This is a genomic window from Streptomyces sp. Edi2 (assembly GCF_040253635.1).
Lineage (GTDB): Bacteria > Actinomycetota > Actinomycetes > Streptomycetales > Streptomycetaceae > Streptomyces.
Map to the genome: position 1 here is coordinate 8,424,013 of NZ_JBEJGX010000003.1, position 21,117 is coordinate 8,445,129.

Below are 21,117 nucleotides of genomic sequence, written 5' to 3' on the forward strand. Positions count from 1 at the left end.
TTTATGGCTCAGTGGACTTCAGCGGTGGGTGCACCCCAACTCGCCCGGCTGCTCCGGTCGCAGGCCCCGTGCGATGCCCAACTCACGGCCGCCGGACGCCGGTTGCCCGCCTACCGCAGCCTCGCCGACGGCATCCGGCTGCTCGTACTGGAGGGCCGGGTGCCGGTCGCCGCGCGCCTGCCCGCCGAGCGCGAGCTGGCCGCCGCCTTCGGCGTCAGCCGCACCACCGTCGCCGCCGCCTATGAAGCGCTGCGCGCCGAGGGATTCCTGGAGTCCCGGCGCGGCTCGGGCAGTTGGACCGCCGTCCCGGCCGGCAACCCGCTGCCCACCCGCGGCCTGGAACCGCTGCCCCCGGAGGCCGCCGGCTCCATGATCGACCTGGGCTGCGCCGCGCTTCCGGCTCCCGAGCCGTGGCTCACCCGCGCCTTCCAGGGCGCGATGGCCGACCTTCCGCTCTACGCCCATACCCACGGCGACTACCCCGCAGGGCTGCCGGTCCTCCGCCAGGCCCTCGCCGACCGCTACACCGCCCGTGGGATCCCCACCATGCCCGAGCAGATCATGGTGACCACGGGCGCGATGGGCGCGGTGGCCGCGATCTGCAAGCTGTGTACGCGCCCCGGCGAGCGGGTGGCCGTCGACTCCCCGTCGTACGCCAACATCCTGCAGCTGATGCGGGACGCCGGCGCCCGGCTCGTCCCGGTCGCGCTCGCCGACAAGCTGGCCGGCTGGGACATCCCCGTCTGGCGCCAGGTGATGCGCGATGCCGCGCCCCGTATGGCGTATGTCGTCGCCGACTTCCACAACCCCACCGGCACCCTCGCCACCGAGGACCAGCGCCGGCGCCTCGTCGATGCCGCCCGGTCGGCCGGCACCCTGCTCGTCGTCGACGAGACCATGGCCGAACTCCAGCTGGACGAGGACCCCGCACCGCCCCGCCAGGTGTGCGCGTTCGACCCCGCCGGCAGCGCCGTGATCACGGTCGGCTCGGCGAGCAAGGCGTTCTGGGCCGGGATGCGGATCGGCTGGGTGCGTGCCGCCCCCGACATCATCCGCAGTCTGGTTGCCGCCCGCGCCTACTCCGACCTGGGCTCACCGGTTCTCGAACAACTCGCCATCGCCTCGCTCCTGGAAGGCGGCGGCTGGGAAGCGGCCGTCGGCATCCGCCGCGAGCAGGCCCGCGAGAACCGCGACGCGATCGTAGAGGCGCTGCACCGGCACCTCCCCGACTGGGAGTTCAGCGTCCCCCGCGGCGGCCTCACCCTCTGGGCGCGTACCGGCGGACTCTCCGGCTCCCGGATCGCGGAGGCGGGGGAGCGGCTCGGGGTACGGGTGCCCTCCGGCCCGAGGTTCGGTGTCGACGGTGCCTTCGAGGGCTTCGTACGGCTGCCCTTCACGGTCAGCGGAGCCGTCGCCGAAGAGGCCGCGGTCCGGCTGGCCGGCGCCGCGCGGCTGGTGGCGACGGGCGCACCCGTGGACACGGAGATGCGGCACGCGTTCGTGGCCTGACGGCTGATCAGGGCCCGTCCTCCGGGTGGGACCTCGCACTCGGAAGCCTCACCCCTCGGTGGGCACGGCCTCCACCGACCCGTTGACCGCGCGGGATTCGCCACCCTTGACGGTCCGCACCCGCGCCGCCGCGCCCACCGGCTCGGCGGGGGCCTTGGTCTTTCCGGCATCCGGTGCCGCAGCGGTCGCCGCGGCATCGCCGACCGCCGTGGTGTCGCGGGGCGGCTCTGCCGCATCGGGGTCTCCAGCCTCCCCGGCCTCCCCGGACTTGCGCATGCTCACCCGCCGGCCGGTATCCGCGGACGGACCCACGTCACCCGGCCCGCCGCCGGTCGCCGGTGTGGCCGATTCCGCCTCGTCGGCGGGCTCCGTCCCATCGGTCGGTCCCGCCTCGTCGACCGGCCCCGCCGCCTCAGCCGGTCCCGCCTCGTCGGCCGGGACCGTACGCTCCGGCAACAGCGACAGGACGGCCTGCCGGAGCGCCTGCCCGGTGGCGTCGTCGAGCGGATCGGGCGTGGCCGGCACCTGGAGGCGCAGTACCGGGGCGGACCCCAGGCGCACATAGCCGCGGCCCGGTGGCACGCTCGCGGTCGGCGTGGTGTGCGGCGGCGCCCCGAGCACCGCCCGTACCTCCTCCGCCGTGGCGGGGCCGAGCACCACCCGCGCCTTGGTGTGTGCCCGCACGGGCTCGCTCAGCAGCTCGGCGCTCTCGAACTGGTCGGCCACGACCACCGTGATCTGGGCGGCCCGGCCGTGCCGCAGCGGCGTCTGAAGCCACCGCTGCGGATCGTCCCGGCCCTCCGCGACCGCCACATGGGCCAGCGCCGTCGGACGGTCCGCGAGGATCCACAGGGGCCGCCGGGTGTCCTCCGGCGCCGGCCTGCCGGCCTGCCGGGCCCGGTTCGCCGCGATCAGCCGCCGCTCGGTCTCATGGGACGCCCACTCCAGGGCCGCCAATGCACCCGCAAGACCGCTCTCCACCCCCAGTACCCCACGGCGTCCGGACAGACAGCCGTACTCGCCGGTGCCGCCGCCGTCGATGACCAGCACCTCACCGTGCTGCAGTGCCTGCAGCGCGATCGAGCGCAGCAGGGTCGTGGCGCCCGTTCCCGGCTGCCCCAGGACGAGCAGATGCGGTTCGGTGGAGCGCGGCCCGGTACGCCAGACCACCGGCGGCGCATCCCGGGTCTCGTCCCCGGCGGTGACCGGCAGGGTCCGCCGGACGGCGTCCGCGTCGGTGAATCCCAGCACCGTCTCGCCCGGTGAGGTGACGAAGCGCTGCGCGGCGATATCGGCGGGCAGCGCGCCGAGCACGCTCACGGTGAGCTGATTGGCCAGCTCGTCCCACCCGAAGTGGTACTCGCGGCCGCGGCCCGCCTTGGCGTACAGCACCTGCTCGATGCGGACCCGGGACTGGTCCTCACCGTCGGTGAAGTACGCCGGGTACTTCAGCTGCAGGCGTTCGATCCGCCCGCTCTCGTCGAAGGCGTGCTCGGTGAAGACCCGCTCCCAGCCGCCGTCGTGCGCATACAGGGGGCTGGGGTCGCCCTCGACGGAGAAGTAGGGCACCAGCGCCTCGTAGAGCGCCTGCAGCCGCTCCCGCTCGGCCTCTCCGGGGCCGGTGTCCACGGGCGTGCGCTCCCGTCCCGCCCAGGCCCCCGCGCCCATCACCGTGATCAGGGCGAGCAGCGGCCCGTACGGCACCAGGCACACGACCAGCACACACGCGCCGACGAAGAAGGCCAGCGGACCGCGGCTCTCCCGGGGCGTCTCGACCCAGCGTCCCCGTCCTGCCGCACCCAGCCGGCGCAGCCCCCGGCCGATGGTGATCAGTGGATGGAACACGTCACAGGCGCTGTCGGCAGCGGTCCGCGCGAGTTCCCGGCTGCGGGCGAGCGAAGCGCTGTGGGTCATGCGGGCGAGCGGTGCGCTGTGGGTCAGGATGCGGGGCAGGGGTCGACGGGCCACATCGTCTCCTGTTGCTCGTGGCGGTGGTGGTGCGGGGCGTGGCAGTGGTCGTGGAGGCGGCTCGGTGTGGGCGGCGAGCCGGGAGCGCTGCATACGGAGCCGCCCGGACGGAAGGTGGTGCGGCCCGTTCGGGCGGGACCCGTGGAGTGGCACCGGACGACGGCTCCGCACCGTGGACGACGACTCCGGAACGACGGCTGAGGTTCAGGAACGAGGGCTGACGACTCCGGAGGACGGATGACGACCGGACGGCCCTAGATCTTGATCCCCCCGAGGAGGCTCGCCAGGCTCGCCCCGCCGGCCTTGATGCTGGGGGCGATGGCGGAGCTGGCGAGATAGAACCCGAAGAGCGCGGAGACCAGTGCATGCGACAACTTCAGGCCGTCTTTGCGGAAGAAGAGGAAGACGATGACACCGAGCAGGACGACGCCGGAAATGGACAGAATCATGGGGGTTCTCTCCTGGGTGATGGGGACGGACACCATGAGTTCTTCCAGCCTCACAGTACGTATCAAGCCACGAAAAGCTGCAAATGGGTGATTTGTCGTGGGAATTCCCCAAATGGGTGTATCTCCAGGGCGTGCCGCTCCGGCGTGTGCTGGGCGTGTCGCGGTCCCGGTCGGCCGACCGGCACAATCGTGGGGTGTCGAAGCCGAACAAGCCGATCAAGTCCAAGAAGCCGGGCAAGTCGAAGAAGCCGGGCAAGACGGAGAGCGTGCCGCGCCGCCCGGCCGCCGCTGTCAGCGCCGCCTCACCGTGCCCGTGCGGACGGACCGAGGCCTACGGCGACTGCTGCGCCCCCTTTCACCAGGGGAGCGCCACCGCCCCGACCGCGGAGCGCCTGATGCGTTCGCGCTACAGCGCCTTTGCCGTCGGTGACGCCGGATACCTGCTGCGCACCTGGCACCCGACGACCCGTCCCGGCAGTCTCGAACTCGACCCGGCCCAGCGCTGGAGCGGCCTGGACATCCTCGGCACCACCGGTGGCAGCGCCTTCCACGCCGAGGGCACCGTGGAATTCCGTGCCCACTTCACCCTGCACGGCCACGCCGACAGCCAGTACGAGCACAGCCGCTTCGTCCGCGAGAACGGCCAGTGGGTCTACCTCGACGCTCTGCCGTCGGCGTAGGCGCCGCTCCGTTCAGAGCCCGCGCAGTTGGTCGATCTCGCGGCGGTCGCGCTTGGTGGGCCGTCCGGTGCCGCGCTCGCGCAGTGCGACGACCGGAACCTCCTCGCGCGGCGGGACCGGCGGACTGTTGTCGATGAAGCACTCGGCGGCAACGGCCGCGCCCACCCGCTTGCGCACCAGCCGCGAGACGACCACGATCCGCTCCCGGCCCGCGTGCCGCAGCCGCACCTCGTCGCCGTTGCGCACCGCATGGGCCGGCTTCACTCGTTCGCCGTTGACCCGTACGTGCCCCGCACGGCAGGCCGCCGCGGCCATCGACCGCGTCTTGGTGAGCCGTACCGACCAGATCCAGCTGTCGATGCGGGTGGTCCCCTCGTCTGAAGCCATACCAAGACTCTAGAACGGGCGCCCGGCGAGCGGTGGCGCGACGGCCGGGGGGTGTCCCACTACGGCCCGGCGGCCCGACCGTCAGCCCGTCTTCCGGCCCGCCTTCCCGCCCGTCGCCTTCTTGGCGGTGCTCTTCGATGCCTTCTTCGTGGAGGCGCCGGCGCCCGAGGTGCGGGAGCTCGTGCCGGTCTTCCTGGCCGGCGAAGCGGCCTTCGTCCGGCCGCCGGAGGTCTTCGCCGCGGACGCCGTCTTCTTGCCGGTGGTCTTCTTCGCGGTGGCCGAACCGGAGCTGGTCTTCTTCGCCGCCTTCTTCGCCGGAGTGCCGCTCCGACCGGAGGCGCGCGGCCCGGCCTCGGCCTTCTTCTTCGCCGGCTTCCGCCCCCGTAGGGAGGTCACGGACGCCGACTCCGCCCGGGCGTCGGGCTCCCCGCCGCCCTGCGCCGCCCGCACGCTCTTCTCCAGGGCCGCCGTGAGATCGATGACCTGGGCGCCGGAGCTGTCCGACGCGGCGGGGGCGGCCGGCTCCCCGCCCTCCACCTTGGCGGCCACCAGCTCCTCGACGGCCTCGCGGTAGTCGTCGTGGAGTTCGGCGGGGTCCAGCTCGCCCAGGGAGTCCATCAGCGTCTCGGCCAGCGTCAGCTCGTTCTCGCGAAGGTCGACATCGTCGGGTGCCACTCCGTCGGCGGAACGGATCTGATCGGGCCACAGCAGCGTATGCATCACGATCGCCTGGTCGTACGCCCGCAGCATCGCCAGCGACTCCCGCCCCCGCATCGCCACCTTGCCGACCGCGACCTTTTGGTGGTGCTCCAGCGCCTCCCGCAGCAGGGTGTACGGCTTGGTCGCGGATGCTCCGTTGGGGCCCAGGTAGTAGGCCTTGTCCATCTGGAGGGGATCGATCTCGGCGGGGTCGACGAAGGACAGGATCGACAGCGTCTTGGCGGTCGGCATCGGCAGCTGGGACAGATCGTCGTCGGTGATCGGTACGACGGTCTCGTCGCCCGGCGCCTGATAGCCCTTGCCGACCTCCTCGTTCGGGACCTCCTCGCCGTCGAGCTCACAGATCTTCCGGTACTGGACCTGCGCGCCGTCCTTGTCGTGAATGCGCACGAAAGAGACCGACGAGGTGCGCTCGGTGGCGCTGTAGGTCTTCACGGGGATGGTGACCAGACCGAAGGAGATGGAGCCGTTCCAGATAGATCGCATCGTTCATCCCTTATGTGGGATTCTCATCGTATGTCGCCGATCACCGACGTGGAGGGGCGGCGCCTCCCGCTGACCAACCTGGACAAGGTCCTCTACGCCGAGACCGCCACCACCAAGGGCGAGGTCCTGCACTACTGCACCACCGTCGCCGGCCCGCTGCTCGCCCACCTCCACGACCGGCCGCTCTCCTTCCTGCGCTACCCCGACGGGCCGGAAGGCCAGTGCTTCTTCACCAAGAACGTGCCGCCCGGTGCGCCCTCCTGGGTGAAGACCTGCGAGGTCCCCCATACGACATCCGGGCCCGCCCGTCAGGTGCTGCTGCAGGACCTGCCCTCGCTGGTCTGGGCCGCGAACCTGGTCGTCGAACTGCACACCCCGCAGTGGAAGTGCCAGGCACCGGGCATCGCGGACCGCCTCGTCCTCGACCTGGATCCCGGCGCCCCGGCGACCATCGTGGAGTGCTGCGCCGCCGCGCAGTGGCTGTACGACCGGCTGGCCGCCGACGGCCTGGAGGTCTGCGCGAAGACCAGCGGCTCCAAGGGACTGCACCTCATCGTGCCCATCGAACCCACCCCCTCCGAGCGGGCCACCGCATACGCCAAGACCCTCGCCACCGAGGCCGCGGCGGCCCTCCCGGACCTTGTCGTGCCCAAGATGACCAAGGCCCTGCGTCCCGGCAAGGTCTTCCTCGACTTCTCCCAGAACGCCGCCGCCAAGACCACCGCCGTCGCCTACACGCTGCGTGCCCGCCCCACCCCCACCGTCTCCGCCCCCGTCACCCGGGACGAGATCGCCGAGTGCACCGATCCACGGCAACTCAGCTTCCTCTTCGACGAGATCGCACCCCGCCTCGCACACCACGGCGACCTGCTCGGCCCGCTCCTCGACCCCGACCGGGCCCGGCCACTGCCGCGTGCGGCACCCCCGCGTGCGCCCGCAGCCCCCAACCGGACCGGTCCCAAGCGGAGTTCGACGTAGATTGGCGGCATGCTGGAGGGGACACCACACACGCCACACGACACACTGCCGCTTCGTCTGCCGGACCGGTGGACGGACGACGGGAGTGCCGGCGACGGACCGGAGCCCGGCAACGAGGGGGACCCGGTCGGGCGGGCTCCGCACCCGGGACGACGCCGGCACGCCGCGGGCAAACGGGGCGGCGCGAGCAACCGGGACGACGAGAGCAAGCGGGGCGGCCAGGACGAGCGCAAGGGGGGAGGCGAGGGCGGCGGCCTGCAGCGCTCCTCACTCCTGATGGCGCTGGGGACCGTGGTCTCCCGCGGCACGGGCATGATCCGGCAGGTGCTCCAGGCGGCCGCACTCGGCACCGGCCTGCTCGCCACGACGTACACCACCGCCAACATGGTCCCGATGAGCATCTACACCCTGCTGATCGGGGGTGCGCTGAACTCGGTCCTGGTGCCGCAGCTGGTACGCGCCAGGGCCGAGCACGCGGACGGTGGCCGGGCCCATGAGCAGCGCCTGGTCACCCTCGTCCTGAGCGTGCTGGCGCTGGGCACGGGGCTCTCGGTCTGGGCCGCGCCTCAGATCGTCGCCGTCTTCACGCCGGACACACCCGGTCACCATGCCGCCTTCGAGCTCACCTTGGTATTCACCCGGTTCCTGCTGCCGCAGCTCTTCTTCTACGGTCTGTTCTTCATCCTCGGCCAAGTCCTCAACGCCCGGAACAAGTTCGGCGCGATGATGTGGACGCCGGTCCTCAACAACATCGTGCTGATCACGATGTTCGGGATCTACCTCGGCCTGCTGGCGGGCCCCGACCGCATCGAGGACATCAGCCCCGGCCAGGTCGACTTCCTCGGCATCGTCACCACCGGTGGCATCGCCGTACAGGGCCTGGCCCTGATCCCCTTCGTGCGCGCCGCCGGCTTCCGCTTCCGGCCCCGTTTCGACTGGCGTGGCACCGGGCTGCGCAAGAGCATCGCGGCGGCCCGCTGGACCCTGCTGTTCGTGCTGGCCAACCTGGCCGCGATGGTCGTCGTCACGCACTACGCCGTTGCCGCCGACCAGCAACTCCCCACCGCAGGCGTCGGGTACAGCGTCTACAGCTATGCCCAGCTCATCTGGACGCTGCCGCAGTCGATCGTCACCGTCTCGCTGGTGACGGCGCTGCTGCCGCGGATGAGCCGCGCGGTCGCCGAAAACCGTCTGGACGACCTGCGCGGTGATCTCTCCCGTGGGCTGCGCGTCAGCGGCGTCGTCATCGTCCCGGCCGCCTTCTTCTTCCTCGCGCTCGGCCCGCAGACCGCCCAACTCCTTTTCGCGCACGGCAGTGTGGACGCCGCATCGGCCGTGCCTGCCGGGCACATGCTGCAGGCCTTCGGGCTCGGTCTGATCCCGTACTCGGCCCAGTACCTGCTGCTGCGGGGTTTCTACGCCTTCGAGGACACCCGCACGCCGTTCTGGATGGCCGTCTGGATCGCGGCCGTCAACATCGCCCTGGCCACCGGGTGTCATCTGCTGCTGCCCGCCCGCTGGGCGGTCACCGGTATGGCCGCGGCCTACGCCGTCGCGTACGGCATCGGGCTGCTGGTCACCGCGCTGCTGCTGCGCCGGCGGCTCTCCGGACGCCTCGACGGCCGGCGCCTGTGCCGCACCTACGGCAAGCTGGCCGGGGCCGCCGCCACGGCCGCCGCGGTCGGCTGGCTCGCGGCCCGGGCCTGCTCCGGCGTGCCCGTCCCGGCGGCCTGGACCCCTGTACTGGGCCTGGCCGCCGGCGGCCTCTGCATGGCACTGATCTTCCTGGCCCTGGCCCGCGCGCTGAAGATCGGCGAGTTGCGCAGCCTGCCAGGGTTGCGGTGACCAGGGCTGCGGTCACCGGACTGCGGTGACCCGGGCTGCGGTGGAGCCGGCCGGAGGGCTCCCTCACACCGCGCGCGACCGTGGCCAGGACGCCTGGGCGGCAACCGCCAGCCAGCCGATGACGGCACCGACGGTGGTGTCACCCAGGCTCGCGATCTCCGCCAGGGCGGCCAGGTCCCCGTCCGCCGGAGCGACGCCGGCCGCGGTCAAGGCGGCGTGGAGGTCCAGCCGCCGGTGACCGGGCAGCGCCACCGGCCCTTGCCGCTGCGCTTCGGGACGTGGGGGAGCGGAGAGGCCGTACGGCTGCGACGGCCCGAAGGACAGCCGGTCCTCCGGGCGGGGCGGCGGGAGAAACGGGTGTGCGGCGGAGGCGGACCGGTGCGGCGGTTCATGCGGGGACGCGGCCGCGCCGAGGCGTTCCTCGGGGCGCGGGGGAGCGAGCACATAGTCCGGCGTCGCGCCGTACGGCGGGGGAGTGGGGCGGAAAGGCGACATGGCGGCCTCCACAACTCGCGGTCCGAAGGGTTCACCGGCTTTCGGCGAAGACGGTGTCAGTTCTTCGGAAGCCGGACGGTGCCCGTCCGGTTGCGGATGAGGCGAGGGTTCACCCGATGGGCCCAAGGGGCGCCGCCCTTCCCGTTACCGTTGCCGGATGCCTCGCCCTGACGAACCGTCGCCCGCTTACTGGAACCACAATGTGCACTACCACCGGCTCGTGCTGGGCGCCGTGCCGGAGGGCTGCGGACGGGCGCTGGACATCGGCTGCGGCGACGGTCTGCTGGTCCGCAGGCTGGCGGGCCGGATCCGCGAGGTGACGGGTGTGGACCGCTCGGCCGCGATGGTCCGGCTGGCCCGCGAGCGCAGCACCCGGGTGCCGAACGCCGCTTTCCTCGAGGCGGATTTCATGACGGCGGACGGCGTCACGGCGGGCAGCTACGACTTCATCACCGCGGTGGCCGTCGTCCACCACCTGGACTTCGCTGCCGCGATCCGCCGGATGGCCGACCTGCTGGCACCCGGCGGCCGCCTCGTCGTCATCGGCCTGGCCCGCAACCGGACTCCCCTGGACTGGCTGGTCAGCGGCGCGGGCGTGCCTGCTGCCCTCCTTCTGGCGCGGCATCACGGGGGCAAGTCCGATCCGCCGGGGGTACCCGTCCTGGATCCGGCCATGGCATGGCGCGAGGTCCGGCGCGCGGCGCGGGGCGCGTTGCCGGGAAGCCGCTACCGCCGCCATCTGCTGTGGCGCTATTCGCTGGTGTGGGACAAGCCGCACCCCTGAAGGCGGGAGCGGGACCGTGCGCCGTCTGCCTGCCCTCGTCACGCCGCCGACCCCGCCGACCCCGCCGAATGGAAAACGGCCCGGGTGCGGTACTCCTGACGTGGGATCGGCTATCCGTGACGGAATGCCATTTTCGGCGGAATTCTTCGGTTGTCGCGATGTGGGATAAGTAACTCTCCCGCCGATGTTCACACCGTGGTGATTACCGCGATGGAAAGCTGCCTGCGGCCGTATTTCCCAACGGCCGGTGCCGGTCGTGCCCCACACTTTCGCGACTCGGCGCCACAATTCGGGGAAAGGACACCCTTCGTGGACAACACCCGCGTGAACCGCCGGGCCCGGACCGCTGCCCTGGCCATCGCCGCCGGAACAGTACTGACGGTGGCGGTCGGACAGATCCCGGCCGGTGCGACGGTCGCTCCGGCCGCCCCCCACCGTGCCGCTGCCGCGTCCGCCACCCAGCACTCGTCCATATCCGCCGGCGCATCTGATGCCGCGTCGTATGACAACACGTCCTATGACGACGACTACTACAAAGACGCCGTCGGCAAGACCGGCCAGGCGCTCAAGGATGCGCTGCACCGGATCATCAGCACCACTCAGACCGGAAAACTGACGTACGACCAGGTGTGGGACGCCCTCAAGGTCACCGACCAGGATCCCGGCAACAGCGCGAACGTCATTTTGCTGTACAGCGGCCGGTCGCAGAGCAAGGACGCCCACGGCGGCAATCCCGACGACTGGAACCGCGAGCACGTCTGGGCGAAGTCCCATGGCGACTTCGGTACCGACACCGGTCCGGGAACCGACCTCCACCACCTGCGCCCTGCGGACGTGTCCGTCAACAGCGAGCGCGGCGACAAGGACTTCGACAACGGCGGAACGGAGGTGGAAGGGGCGCCGGGCAGCCGCACCGACGACGACTCCTTCGAGCCCCGTGACGCGGTCAAGGGCGATGTCGCCCGCATGATCCTCTACATGGCGGTCCGCTACGACGGCGGCGACGGCTTCGCCGACCTGGAGCCCAACGACAAGGTCGGCAACGGCACCCAGCCGCACATCGGCCGGCTCTCCGTCCTCAAGCAGTGGAGCAAGCAGGACCCGCCGGACTCCTTCGAGAAGCACCGCAACCAGGTGATCTTCGACAAGTACCAGCACAACCGGAACCCGTTCATCGACCACCCGGAGTGGGTCGAGGGGATCTGGTAGACCGCATCCGGTCGGCCGGGCCGGGGCCCGGCGGCGGTCTTTCCGCCGGCCCCGGCGTGTCCAAGTACGGCAGCCGGCGTGTCTGCGTAGGGCAGCCGGCGTGCCGCGTACGGCAGTCGGGGCGCTCGCACATCGGATGGCGTAGGCCAGCCAGCGCGCGGCCGGGGTCGTTTTTAGCGTGGGCCACATGTCGAGCGCGAGTTGGGCCCCCGTCAGAGTCGTTACCGCAGCCACCGTTTGTGCCGCGATCCTGCTGGCCGTGCCCGGTCCGGCGGTCGCCGATGGCCCCCATGGCATCGACGACCTGCGGGCCGCCGCGCACGTGGCCGATCCGGTCCGTGCCGAGAGCCGGCTGGACGGCCGGGGCGTGCAGTTCCTGCCCCGGCCGGACGTGCCGGAGCCACCGGATGTCTCCGCCCTGTCGTGGATGGTGACGGACCTGGCGAGCGGCAAGGTCCTCGCGGCCAAGGACGCCCACCGGCCCCTGCCACCCGCCAGCACTCTCAAGGCGCTCTTCGCCGTGACCGTGCTGCCGAAGTTCTCCCAGGGGGAGGTGCACACCGTCTCCCTCCGGGACCTGGACGGTATCGAGGCGGGCAGCTCGCTCGCCGGCCTCAAGGAGGACTTCCCCTATCGCGTCGCGGACCTGTGGGACGCGGTCTTCCTCCGCTCGGGCAGCGATGCGGTGCACACCCTGGCCGGTATGAACGGCGGCTGGAACAGGACCATCGACGACATGCAGGCGACGGCGGACCGCCTCGGCGCCCGCGACACCACGGTGGCGTCCGCCGACGGGTTCGACACGCCGGGCCAGTTCTCGTCCGCGTACGACCTGACGCTCTTCGGACGGGCCGGCCTGGCCGACCCCGACTTCGCCCATTTCGCCGCCACGAAACAGACGGAACTGCCGGAGGAAGGCGGTCCGGACGCGTTCGGCATCGTGAACACCAACCGGCTGCTGGTCGGCTCGCACGGCGTCAAACCGTACGACGGCCTGATCGGGGTGAAGAACGGCTATACGACCCACGCCGGAAACACCCTGATCGCCGCTGCCCGGCGGGACGGCCGGACGCTGCTGGTCACCGTGATGAACCCGCAGTCCGGCAGCCGGAACGCCGTCTACGAGGAGACCCGGGCCCTGCTGGACTGGGGATTCGAGGCGGCTCCCCGGGCGGCGGCCGTCGGCGTGTTGCCCGCGCTGGAGCACCGTAGGAGCACGGGCGTGTCGCAGCCCGTCGCGCACCGCTCGCGGTCCGTCATGCCGCTGCACAAGACGCCGGTCGTGGCGCAGACGGACGTCGACACGCAGGCCCGGTACTGGTGGTTCGTCTCTGCCGCCGGAGCCGTCGGGGTCATCGCCCTCGCCGCGCTCGGCACCGCGCTGTGGCGGCGCCGTCGCGAGCCGTCCGAGAGCCGGGGCGGGGAGTCCGGCTGAGACCCTGCCGGGCGCCGCCGGACGTCGTACATCCATCCGATCGGTCAGGGATACGGAGGACGCGCGATGGCCTTGCCCGGTGAAGGGCGACGCGTCCGCCACGGTTGTGCGGCCTGCCGGGCGCTGCTCGGTGTAGCGTCCTGATCAGCTGTCGTGGTTCCGAAGTGCCGGGCGCCCGTGTCGCATTCACGGGCGTCCTTGCTGTGTAGCGCGTCTCCGGACCAGGGCGATCACCTCCGGGGTCCGCAGCACGCGGAACCCGATTCGAGCCCCCTTGAACGAAGGAGACGGATATGGCGTCCGGCACGGTGAAGTGGTTCAACTCGGAGAAAGGCTTCGGCTTTATCGCGCAGGACGGCGGCGGCGCCGACGTCTTCGCGCACTACTCCAACATCGATGCCACGGGCTTCCGCGAGCTGCAGGAAGGCCAGAAGGTGACCTTCGAGGTCACCCAGGGCCACAAGGGCCCCCAGGCGGAGAAGATCCGTCTGGCGTAGGTCCGCGGATCCGCCGTCGGCGCCCGTTCCCGGCCCGGGGGCGGGCGCCGACACGCGTGCCGGGCGCCCGCGGCCTCACCCGGTCGGCCGCAGGGAACGGCAAAGGGGGCCGGTTCGCCGGGACGGCAAAAGGGGCCGGTCCTGGCCCTCGTGTGCGGGCGGGCCCGCCGGGGCCGCCGTCTCAGGGCTGCGGTGGCCGGTCCTGGCCCTCCCCGCCGAACTGGTCCCGCATCTTCTCCTGGGCCGTGTCGACCTGACCCTTGTACTTGCCCTGGGTCTTGTCGTCGACCATGTCGCCGGCCTTCTCGACGCCCTTGTCCGTCTGGCTTTCGTGGCCCTTCAGCATGCTCTTGATCTTGTCCATCATGGACATGAGTGGTCCTCCTCACCACGGTCCCCCACGACTCCAGCATCACCCCCTGTCAGGTGATCTGCATCCGCGCACCGGGGCGGTGCCGGGCCGGTGCCCGGGCGGTGCCGGGACGTCCCCGGCCGCCGTGGCAGCCGCGGTTCAGGAGCCGCTCGCCACCGGTGCCTTCATCCGGTCGCTGATGAACTTGATCGAACCGGCGGCCATGCCCTTCTGATAGTCCCAGGCGTTGTGCCGGCCACCGGGGATCAGCTGCATGGCGGTGTGGACCGGGCCCTTGCCGTAGGTCCGGCGGAAGCCCTGTATCGCGGAGGTGACGGCGGCGGGCTCCCGGGTGCCGGCCTGGAAGGCGAGGTAGATATCCGGACCGCCCTTCTGCAGCAGCCGCTGGGCGAGCTTTGCCGGATCGTTGGCGTCCCGCTGAGCCCGGTGCCCCGCCCACAACGGCGAATCCGGCACCATGTCCGGGCCGCTGGCTATGGCCGCCTTGAACTTCTCCGGATGTTTCAGCACGGACTTCAGCCCGGCGAAGCCGCCCGAGGACGACCCCATGAAGGCCCAGCCGTCGCGGGACTTGAACGTACGGAAATTGGCCTTGGCCAGTTGGACGACGTCGTCCGTCAGCCAGGTCCCCATCTTCTGCCGGCCGGGTATGTCACTGCCGTCGTGGTACTGCGTGTCCGGGTTGAGCATCGGCATCACCACGATGAACGGGAGGCTCTTGCCCTCCTCGGTCCACCGGGTGAGGTTCTCCTGCAGCTCGATATCGCCGCCCACCCAGTAATTCGTGACGCCGCCGGACTCCTTCGGGCTGCCCAGGCCACCCGGCAGGGCTATCAGTACGGGAAATCCGCTCTTGGCGTATTTCGGGTCGTGGTACTCCTTCGGCGCCCAGACCCAGACGCTTCCGGTGACTCCGGATTTCGGGCCCTTCAGGGTCGTTCGCGCTATATGGGTGCCGTCGTCCAGGGTCCGGGTGATCCGGAAGTCGCTCTTGGGGCCGGTCGGCATGAGGGTGTCCGCGTCGGCGGGCTTGGCCCGCGCGGCGCTGTCGCCGGGGGCGCCGGCATTGAAGTCGACCGGGTTTCCGGTCTCCGAGCAGCCGGCGAGCAGCGCGCAGGCGGCGACGAGGGTGGCCACGAGCGCGACGGCAGAGGGGCGTTTCACGAGGGACTCCGCGACTGGATGATCAAGTGGAAGTGCCCATAAAGAGGGAAAAGATGCCGGGCAGGTTCCCTTGCCGGGCGCCGGCTTTCGGGGCTTCGTTCACTCATATGGAGTAATGCGTCCGCGGTGGTTGCCCTCGGGCGGCCTCCGGTTCGCTCAACGGGCACGGTCGTGCGGCCCGGCCGAGAATGCAGCGGTGAGCGATGAACACCGCAGTGAGGAACACCGCAGTGCCGAGGACCCCGCACCGCGCGCCATGCCGTGTGACGAGGAACGCAGGCTCGCCAGGAAGGCGCTGGCCGGCCGGGCACGGGACGCGGACGATCTGTCGTTGTTGACGGACATGCTGGGCCTGGACCCGAGCCGCGATCCGGACCACGAGGCGGCGTACGGCCGTCAGCCGGGCCGTGGCCAGGGAGCCGGGCGCGGCACCGGGCGCGAGCGGCGGCAGGAGCAGCGCCGTGACACCTGCCGTGACGCCCGGTCGCGCTGGGGCGGACCCGGGGCGTAAGCCACGCCCGGGCCCGCCCGCCGTTTCCTGCTGCTACCGGCAGGCCGCCCGGGGCAGCCGCACGGTCACGAAAGGGGCGGAGCCGCGCGTCCTTCCCCATGAGCGACCGTGTCGGCGCGTAAGGCGCGCGCCCGAGCCCGGGGGCCCGCCTCGTCAAACGCGCGGTCACGATGCCCAATGTCCGGCGACCCGCGCTCCCGACGCCTACCAGGGCAGCGGCCCCGCCGCATCGAAGTACCCCCCGGTGGGGCCGTCCGGGCCCACCTGCGCCATGCGGACGATGATCTCGGCCCCTTCCTCCACCGACTGGATCCCGGTGTGCCCGTTCAGGTCCGTCTTGGTGAAGCCGGGCTCCACCGCGTTGATCCGCATGTCAGGGAACGCCTTCGCGTACTGCACGGTGATCATGTTGACCGCGGTCTTCGACGCCGGGTAGGCGACTCCCGGGTAGGCGGCGGCGGGGTGGTCCGGGTCGGTCACGCGTGTGAGGGAGGCCAGGCCGCTGCTGACGTTGACCACGACCGCAGACGCGGACCGCTGCAGCAGCGGCAGGAATGCGTGGGTGACGCGTACCGTGCCGAAGACATTGGTCTCGAAGGCCTCCCGCATCATGTCGGCGGTGACCTCCGCGGCGCCGGCCACCTCGTTGTCCGGGCCGCGCACCTCGATGCCCGCGTTGTTGACCAGCACGTCGAGGCCGCCGTTGGTCTCGATGGTCCGCACCGCGGCCGCGACGGACGCATCGTCGGTGACATCGAGCTGTACGGCCCGGGCGCCGGCACCCAGTTGCCCGGCCGCCCGGCGGCCGCGGGCCGCGTCCCGGCTGCCGACGTAGACGGTGTGGCCCGCCGCGATGAGGCGTCGGGCGGTCTCGTAGCCGAGGCCCTTGTTCGCTCCGGTGACCAGTGTTGTCGTCATGCCTCCAGCATCCGTCCCGCCCTCCGCCGCAGCCAGGAGACCTGCCTTCCTGGGACCGGCAGTACCAGGAAGCCCCCCGGCGGTCAGGGCACACTGGTCGGATGGCGACGGCAGAGTTCGGCAAGGCGGTGCGCCGCTGGCGCGACCGGGTGGTGCCCGAAGCGGCGGGGCTGCCGGCCGGCGGGCAGCGGCGCGCGGCAGGCCTGCGCCGCGAGGAGCTGGCCCTGCTGGCCGGCATCTCGGTCGACTACGTCACCCGGCTCGAGCAGGGGCGTGCCACCCACCCCTCGGGCCAGGTCGTCGAAGCCCTGGCCCGGGCACTACGGCTGTCGGAAGAGGAGCGTGCGCATCTGTTCCGGATGGCCGGGCTCGCGCCGCCGGGCCCGGAGACGGTGCCGGCGTACCTCACCCCGAGCGTGCAGCGGCTGCTGGACCGGTTGACGGGACGCCCGTGGCGGTCTTCGACGCGTCCTGGACCCTGCTCGTGGCCAATGCGCCCTACGCGGCCCTGATGGGTGACCCGTCCGGCCGACGCGGCAACGAGCGCAACGGCGTATGGCGTCACTTCCTCGGCCCGGGCACCGGGGCCCGCCGCACACCGCAGGCGCAGCGCGACCACGAGGCGGCGCTCGTCGCCGACCTGCGCGCGGCCGCCGAGCGCTACCCGGCCGACCTGCGACTGCGGCGGCTGACAGCCGAACTGCGCGCGGGCAGCGAGCGGTTCGCCGAGCTGTGGGCCACGGGCGCCGTCGGCCGTCACGAACCCTCGCGCAAGACGATCGACCACCCTCGGGTCGGGCCCGTATCGCTGGACTGCGATGTCCTCACCGTGGCGGGCAGCGACCTGCGGATCATGGTCTACACGGCCGAACCCGGCACCGAGGACGCCGAACGCCTCGCCCTCCTCACCGTCCTCGGCACCCAGGACCTTGCCGACCCCGCCCGCTGAGGCGCTCCGCCGGATATCGCTCTACCTGTCCGCCGGCTGCGGGTGGCCGTGAGCCGGGGACTCCGGCCGACGGCTACGGGACGGCCCTCAGCTGAAGAGGAGGTCCACGTCCTTCTCGACGCAGAGCTGCAGGACGACCACCAACTGGCGGACGTCGTCGAGGTGTCGTGGGAGGAGGGGAGCGGCGCTTGCCCGGTACCGGTGGTCGCCGATCTCCCGCAGGCGAGGCAGCATCGCGGCGCATTGGGCGGGTGTGAGATCGGGACCGGCGTCGTCGGGGTGATCGAGGAGGGGTGCCAGCGTGGTGGAGACGTCGTTCCACGGGCGCTGTCCGCCGAAGCCGTGCATGTCGTCGAGCGTGAAGCCCTCAGCTCGCGCCAGCCACTGCCGGAACACTCCGAAGCTGGTGTAGGACCAGCAGACATCCGGGCTGCCGGTGTCGTCGTCTCCCGGGAACAGCACGAGCCCCATCATGTCCTCCTTGCCGAGGGAGCACACAGGATCGGCCGGGACACGGGCGAGGGCAACCGAAATGATCTCCCTGTGGTGCTGAGCGGCCCTGCTCAGCTCTGCACGGGGGGCAGGAGGCGGGAGCAGGTGGAGCGGGCGACGAAGGCGATGCCGTCGTAGTCCTCGGCCGGGACGAGTGGTGCCACGTGGAAGCGGTAGGCGAACCGCGGCACGCCGGCACCGAAGCTGCGGTGCAGGTGCGTGGTGTGCAGCCACCGGGCGGCTTCGGGTGAGGGGCCGGCGGTGCGCAGGTCGGCGTAGTAATCGCCGGGGACGGATTGTGCGAGGCGCGCTTCGAGGGAGCGGATTCCGGTGCCGATGCGGTTCCGGCGCGGTGGGCCCTGCAGGTCGTTGACGCGGCGGGCGAGGAAGGAGCCCTTGCCGAAGAGCAGGGCCAGCGCGTAGTAGCTGTCGCCGTAGCGTTCTCGGAGTCTGCTGCCGAGCGCGGGCACTCCGTCGCCGTATGTGCCCTTGGTGAGGTGTCCGTTGTGGGCCCAGAGCAGGACGCGTGCTGAGGGGCTGTCGTCGACGAGCCCTGCCACGGCGTCGGCCATATAGCGGTCACGGGCGGCGAACACGCTGTGTTCCCCGGGGTGCATTTCGGGAGAGCGGGTCACCAGATCGGCGGCGCGGGTGAGGATCCGGGCGTGTTCCAGGGCCTCGTGCGCGGTATCCGCTGTGGTGTGCCGGGCGAACCGCTCCCGGTGGTCCTCCAGGAAGCCGGCAAGTGCCTCGACGCGGCGCAGGAGGGCCTGATCCGGGTCGGGCCGGGAAGCGGGCTGGGCCTGCTTGAGCACCTGCAGTTCCTCCACGTCCTGCACCCGCTCGGGCGCCACCTGGCGCAGGAAGGCGGCGACCGCCTCGAGCGAGTCGGTGCAGCGCTGGGGGTCTATGCCGACGAAGCGAACCCGCCGGCTCTCGGGGAGGCCGCGGTTGTGGGCGCGCAGCCATTCGACGAGGCCGAGCATTTCCTCGGTACGCCAGGTCCAGAACCCCAGGCGGGTGATCAGCCGCGCGGGGTCGCCGGTGCCGTACCGCACGTATGTGTCCAGGGCCCGGGCGGCAGATGCGCCGGCCTCCAGGGCGAAGGTGGTGAAGCCCGCCTCGCGCACCAGGAATTCGACGATCCGGTGCTTCAGCCGGAAGAACTCGCGGGTGCCGTGGGTGGACTCGCCCAGGCCCACGATCCGCACGTCCCGCAGCGCCGCCCCGAGCGGTTCGAGGTCCTGGTGGGGCGCGCCCGGTGTCAGCGTGCCGAGTGGCCTGGCGTGCTCGGTCAGCCAGCGTGCGATGTCATCGGGCACCGTGGTGCGTCTCCTTCCGGCGTGCGGCCGGGCGGCGCCTCGGCGCGCCCGTGCTCCCGCACCTGACCATGTGTCTGTGTCTGTGTCTGTATCTGTCCCTGCTCCCGGCACACGGCACCGCGAGGAGGCCCTGGGGTCTCGCACGGCGCCCGGGTGTCAGTGCTCGGAGTACACGCCCGCGACGTGGACGACAACTTCGTTCCCACCCGCTCGACCGTATTCGGCCAATTGCTCGACGATGTCCTCGGGCGAGCCGTGATGCCCCGTGCCGGTGCCGGTGCCACACTTGGCGGGAAGGATCATCGTGCCGCCGCCAGCCCGAGGAGGCCGTGCCCGTGGCCGACAAAGGCACCGCCAAAGGCGAGATCCCGGCGCCGCCCGTGCGCCGCCCCCGTGTCCTGGTCACCGGCGCCACCGGTTACATCGGCGGGCGTCTGGTCCCCGAACTGCTCGCGGCTGGATACGCCGTACGGGCGCTGGCCAGGACGCCGGAGAAGCTGCGTGACCACCCCTGGGCCCCGGACACCGAGATCCTGCGCGGCGATGTCACCGACGCCGAGTCGGTCCGTAGCGCCATGGACGGTGTCGAGGTCGCCTACTACCTGGTGCACGCCCTGGGCAGCGGCCGGAGCTTCGAGGACACCGACCGCAGGGCCGCGGAGATCTTCGCCCGGCAGGCCCGCGCCGCCGGCGTGCGCCGGATCGTCTACCTCGGCGGTCTCGGCCCCCGGGGCATCCCGGAGCGGGACCTGTCGCCCCACCTGCGCTCCCGCGCCGAGGTCGGCGGCATCCTGCTGGCCTCCGGTGTCCCCACCGCGGTCCTTCGCGCAGCCGTCATCATCGGCTCCGGCTCGGCCTCGTTCGAGATGCTGCGCTACCTCACCGAGCGGCTGCCGGTCATGGTCACGCCGAGCTGGGTGCGTACCCGCATCCAGCCGGTCGCGGTCCGCGATGTGCTGCGCTACCTCGTGGGCTGTGCCGGCCTCCCCGGTGACGTCAGCCGTACCTTCGACATCGGCGGGCCCGACATCCTCACCTACCGCGACATGATGCAGCGCTACGCACGGGTCGCCGGGCTGCCCGAACGGCTGATCCTCCCCGTCCCGATGCTCACCCCACGCCTGTCCAGCCTCTGGATCGGACTGGTCACCCCCGTGCCCCCCGGCCTGGCCCGGCCACTGGCCGAATCGCTGCGCTACGAGGTCGTCTGCCACGAGCACGACATCGCCCGCTACGTCCCCGCCCCCGACCCACCGGGCCACCCCCTCGCCTTCGACGATGCCCTGGAACTGGCGCTGCGCCGGGTACGGGACGCCGAGGTCACCACCCGCTGGTCCAACGCCGCGGTGCTCGGCGCGCCGAGCGATCCGCTGCCCACCGACCCCGACTGGTCCGGTGGCAGCCTCTACACCGACCGGCGGGAGCGGACCGTGGACGCCCCGCCCGAGGTGCTGTGGCGGGTGGTCGAGGGCATCGGCGGGGACAACGGCTGGTACTCGTTCCCGCTGGCCTGGTCGCTGCGCGGCTGGCTGGACCGGCTGGTCGGCGGGGTCGGGCTGCGCCGCGGCCGACGGGACGCGGGCCGTCTGCGGGTCGGGGACTCGCTCGACTTCTGGCGGGTCGAGGAGGTGGTCCCGGGCCGGCTGCTGCGGCTGCGCGCCGAGATGCGCCTGCCGGGGCTGGCCTGGCTGGAGCTGACGGTCGGCCGTGACGCCGAGGGCCGCACGCGCTACGGCCAGCGGGCCCTGTTCCACCCGCACGGACTGACCGGCCATGCGTATTGGTGGTCCATCTCCCCGTTCCACGCCGCGGTGTTCGGCGGGATGGCCCGTAATATCGCGGCCGCTGCGGCAGCCGAGCACCAGGCCCGCCCGGCGTGAACGCCCCGAGGACACAGCGGAATCCGCGGCTGCTCGCGCCGGATTCCGGGACCCTTGGCATGCTGG

The 21,117-nt window shown here is 71.8% G+C and carries 20 protein-coding genes and 1 pseudogene; 11 read left to right on the plus strand and 10 right to left on the minus strand.

Translation table 11 applies throughout. The annotated features are described in order from the left end of the window. Window positions 1-3: 3 nt before the first annotated feature. Window positions 4-1,509, plus strand: coding sequence for an SCO1417 family PLP biosynthesis transcription factor (locus ABR737_RS40195; RefSeq protein WP_350256090.1), 1,506 nt, complete (start codon window positions 4-6; stop codon window positions 1,507-1,509). Between the two features lie 48 nt (window positions 1,510-1,557). Here the strand turns inward: ABR737_RS40195 and ABR737_RS40200 are convergent, their stop codons facing one another. Together ABR737_RS40200 and ABR737_RS40205 are read right to left on the minus strand one after the other, a co-directional pair. Continuing rightward, entirely contained in the window at window positions 1,558-3,477 is a 1,920-nt protein-coding gene (locus ABR737_RS40200) for a hypothetical protein (RefSeq protein ID WP_350256091.1), read from the minus strand. A gap of 254 nt (window positions 3,478-3,731) precedes the next feature. After that, window positions 3,732-3,926 (minus strand): hypothetical protein, encoded by a 195-nt coding sequence (locus ABR737_RS40205; protein ID WP_018092434.1) that lies wholly within the window; start codon window positions 3,924-3,926, stop codon window positions 3,732-3,734. A gap of 266 nt (window positions 3,927-4,192) precedes the next feature. On the opposite strand from ABR737_RS40205, the gene ABR737_RS40210 reads away from it, so the two are divergent. After that, on the plus strand, window positions 4,193-4,606 hold the full coding sequence (locus ABR737_RS40210) for a YchJ family protein (protein ID WP_350257109.1): 414 nt from the start codon (window positions 4,193-4,195) through the stop codon (window positions 4,604-4,606). A gap of 12 nt (window positions 4,607-4,618) precedes the next feature. Here the strand turns inward: ABR737_RS40210 and ABR737_RS40215 are convergent, their stop codons facing one another. Together ABR737_RS40215 and ku are read right to left on the minus strand one after the other, a co-directional pair. After that, window positions 4,619-4,993, minus strand: a complete 375-nt coding sequence (locus tag ABR737_RS40215; protein WP_350256092.1) for an RNA-binding S4 domain-containing protein — start codon at window positions 4,991-4,993, stop codon at window positions 4,619-4,621. Window positions 4,994-5,074: 81 nt separating this feature from the next. Beyond that, complete coding sequence (gene ku / locus ABR737_RS40220; protein ID WP_350256093.1) at window positions 5,075-6,199, minus strand: non-homologous end joining protein Ku; 1,125 nt, start codon at window positions 6,197-6,199, stop codon at window positions 5,075-5,077. A 30-nt stretch (window positions 6,200-6,229) separates the two neighbouring features. Here ku and ligD point away from each other — a divergent pair, with 30 nt between their 5' ends. Both ligD and murJ read left to right on the plus strand, forming a co-directional pair. Continuing rightward, complete coding sequence (gene ligD / locus ABR737_RS40225) at window positions 6,230-7,177, plus strand: non-homologous end-joining DNA ligase (RefSeq protein ID WP_350256094.1); 948 nt, start codon at window positions 6,230-6,232, stop codon at window positions 7,175-7,177. A 276-nt stretch (window positions 7,178-7,453) separates the two neighbouring features. Further along, the gene (murJ, locus tag ABR737_RS40230) at window positions 7,454-9,022 is read left to right on the plus strand and encodes a murein biosynthesis integral membrane protein MurJ (RefSeq protein ID WP_502964535.1); all 1,569 of its coding nucleotides are present in this window, start codon (window positions 7,454-7,456) and stop codon (window positions 9,020-9,022) included. Between the two features lie 63 nt (window positions 9,023-9,085). Here murJ and ABR737_RS40235 read toward each other — a convergent pair whose 3' ends face one another. Then, window positions 9,086-9,517 (minus strand): hypothetical protein, encoded by a 432-nt coding sequence (locus ABR737_RS40235; protein WP_350256096.1) that lies wholly within the window; start codon window positions 9,515-9,517, stop codon window positions 9,086-9,088. A gap of 157 nt (window positions 9,518-9,674) precedes the next feature. On the opposite strand from ABR737_RS40235, the gene ABR737_RS40240 reads away from it, so the two are divergent. The 4 genes from ABR737_RS40240 to ABR737_RS40255 all read left to right on the plus strand — a co-directional run bounded on the left by ABR737_RS40240 (window position 9,675) and on the right by ABR737_RS40255 (window position 13,442). Next, window positions 9,675-10,301 (plus strand): class I SAM-dependent methyltransferase, encoded by a 627-nt coding sequence (locus tag ABR737_RS40240; protein ID WP_350256097.1) that lies wholly within the window; start codon window positions 9,675-9,677, stop codon window positions 10,299-10,301. A gap of 309 nt (window positions 10,302-10,610) precedes the next feature. Further along, window positions 10,611-11,510 (plus strand): endonuclease I family protein, encoded by a 900-nt coding sequence (locus ABR737_RS40245; RefSeq protein ID WP_350256098.1) that lies wholly within the window; start codon window positions 10,611-10,613, stop codon window positions 11,508-11,510. Window positions 11,511-11,697: 187 nt separating this feature from the next. Next, the gene (locus tag ABR737_RS40250; RefSeq protein WP_350256099.1) at window positions 11,698-12,945 is read left to right on the plus strand and encodes a D-alanyl-D-alanine carboxypeptidase family protein; all 1,248 of its coding nucleotides are present in this window, start codon (window positions 11,698-11,700) and stop codon (window positions 12,943-12,945) included. Window positions 12,946-13,238: 293 nt separating this feature from the next. Beyond that, window positions 13,239-13,442 (plus strand): cold-shock protein, encoded by a 204-nt coding sequence (locus tag ABR737_RS40255; protein WP_006601696.1) that lies wholly within the window; start codon window positions 13,239-13,241, stop codon window positions 13,440-13,442. A 181-nt stretch (window positions 13,443-13,623) separates the two neighbouring features. On the opposite strand, the gene ABR737_RS40260 is transcribed toward ABR737_RS40255, so the two are convergent. Continuing rightward, the gene (locus tag ABR737_RS40260; RefSeq protein WP_350256100.1) at window positions 13,624-13,815 is read right to left on the minus strand and encodes an antitoxin; all 192 of its coding nucleotides are present in this window, start codon (window positions 13,813-13,815) and stop codon (window positions 13,624-13,626) included. 138 nt (window positions 13,816-13,953) lie between these two features. Then, window positions 13,954-14,979 carry an alpha/beta hydrolase gene (locus ABR737_RS40265; RefSeq protein ID WP_350256101.1) on the minus strand — a complete coding sequence of 342 codons (1,026 nt, stop codon included), beginning with the start codon at window positions 14,977-14,979 and terminating at the stop codon, window positions 13,954-13,956. Between the two features lie 196 nt (window positions 14,980-15,175). On the opposite strand from ABR737_RS40265, the gene ABR737_RS40270 reads away from it, so the two are divergent. After that, on the plus strand, window positions 15,176-15,490 hold the full coding sequence (locus ABR737_RS40270) for a hypothetical protein (RefSeq protein ID WP_350256102.1): 315 nt from the start codon (window positions 15,176-15,178) through the stop codon (window positions 15,488-15,490). Between the two features lie 204 nt (window positions 15,491-15,694). Here the strand turns inward: ABR737_RS40270 and ABR737_RS40275 are convergent, their stop codons facing one another. Continuing rightward, window positions 15,695-16,408 (minus strand): SDR family NAD(P)-dependent oxidoreductase, encoded by a 714-nt coding sequence (locus ABR737_RS40275; protein ID WP_350256103.1) that lies wholly within the window; start codon window positions 16,406-16,408, stop codon window positions 15,695-15,697. Window positions 16,409-16,509: 101 nt separating this feature from the next. Here ABR737_RS40275 and ABR737_RS40280 point away from each other — a divergent pair. Beyond that, window positions 16,510-17,357 (plus strand): annotated as a pseudogene (locus ABR737_RS40280) (helix-turn-helix transcriptional regulator). Between the two features lie 87 nt (window positions 17,358-17,444). Here ABR737_RS40280 and ABR737_RS40285 read toward each other — a convergent pair. Continuing rightward, window positions 17,445-17,828, minus strand: a complete 384-nt coding sequence (locus ABR737_RS40285) for a hypothetical protein (protein ID WP_350256104.1) — start codon at window positions 17,826-17,828, stop codon at window positions 17,445-17,447. 92 nt (window positions 17,829-17,920) lie between these two features. Further along, window positions 17,921-19,171 (minus strand): erythromycin esterase family protein, encoded by a 1,251-nt coding sequence (locus ABR737_RS40290; protein WP_350256105.1) that lies wholly within the window; start codon window positions 19,169-19,171, stop codon window positions 17,921-17,923. Between the two features lie 380 nt (window positions 19,172-19,551). On the opposite strand from ABR737_RS40290, the gene ABR737_RS40295 reads away from it, so the two are divergent. Then, complete coding sequence (locus ABR737_RS40295; protein WP_350257110.1) at window positions 19,552-21,051, plus strand: SDR family oxidoreductase; 1,500 nt, start codon at window positions 19,552-19,554, stop codon at window positions 21,049-21,051. Window positions 21,052-21,117 lie beyond the last annotated feature (66 nt).

Bases quoted from the DNA above. Each gene is read 5' to 3' on its own strand.
- ku (WP_350256093.1), bottom strand. From the start codon at position 6,199: ATGCGATCTATCTGGAACGGCTCCATCTCCTTCGGTCTGGTCACCATC.
- ligD (WP_350256094.1), top strand. From the start codon at position 6,230: ATGTCGCCGATCACCGACGTGGAGGGGCGGCGCCTCCCGCTGACCAAC.
- ABR737_RS40235 (WP_350256096.1), bottom strand. From the start codon at position 9,517: ATGTCGCCTTTCCGCCCCACTCCCCCGCCGTACGGCGCGACGCCGGAC.
- ABR737_RS40250 (WP_350256099.1), top strand. From the start codon at position 11,698: ATGTCGAGCGCGAGTTGGGCCCCCGTCAGAGTCGTTACCGCAGCCACC.
- ABR737_RS40205 (WP_018092434.1), bottom strand. From the start codon at position 3,926: ATGATTCTGTCCATTTCCGGCGTCGTCCTGCTCGGTGTCATCGTCTTC.
- ABR737_RS40260 (WP_350256100.1), bottom strand. From the start codon at position 13,815: ATGTCCATGATGGACAAGATCAAGAGCATGCTGAAGGGCCACGAAAGC.
- ABR737_RS40285 (WP_350256104.1), bottom strand. From the start codon at position 17,828: ATGGGGCTCGTGCTGTTCCCGGGAGACGACGACACCGGCAGCCCGGAT.
- ABR737_RS40275 (WP_350256103.1), bottom strand. From the start codon at position 16,408: ATGACGACAACACTGGTCACCGGAGCGAACAAGGGCCTCGGCTACGAG.
- ABR737_RS40195 (WP_350256090.1), top strand. From the start codon at position 4: ATGGCTCAGTGGACTTCAGCGGTGGGTGCACCCCAACTCGCCCGGCTG.
- murJ (WP_502964535.1), top strand. From the start codon at position 7,454: ATGGCGCTGGGGACCGTGGTCTCCCGCGGCACGGGCATGATCCGGCAG.
- ABR737_RS40215 (WP_350256092.1), bottom strand. From the start codon at position 4,993: ATGGCTTCAGACGAGGGGACCACCCGCATCGACAGCTGGATCTGGTCG.
- ABR737_RS40255 (WP_006601696.1), top strand. From the start codon at position 13,239: ATGGCGTCCGGCACGGTGAAGTGGTTCAACTCGGAGAAAGGCTTCGGC.
- ABR737_RS40240 (WP_350256097.1), top strand. From the start codon at position 9,675: ATGCCTCGCCCTGACGAACCGTCGCCCGCTTACTGGAACCACAATGTG.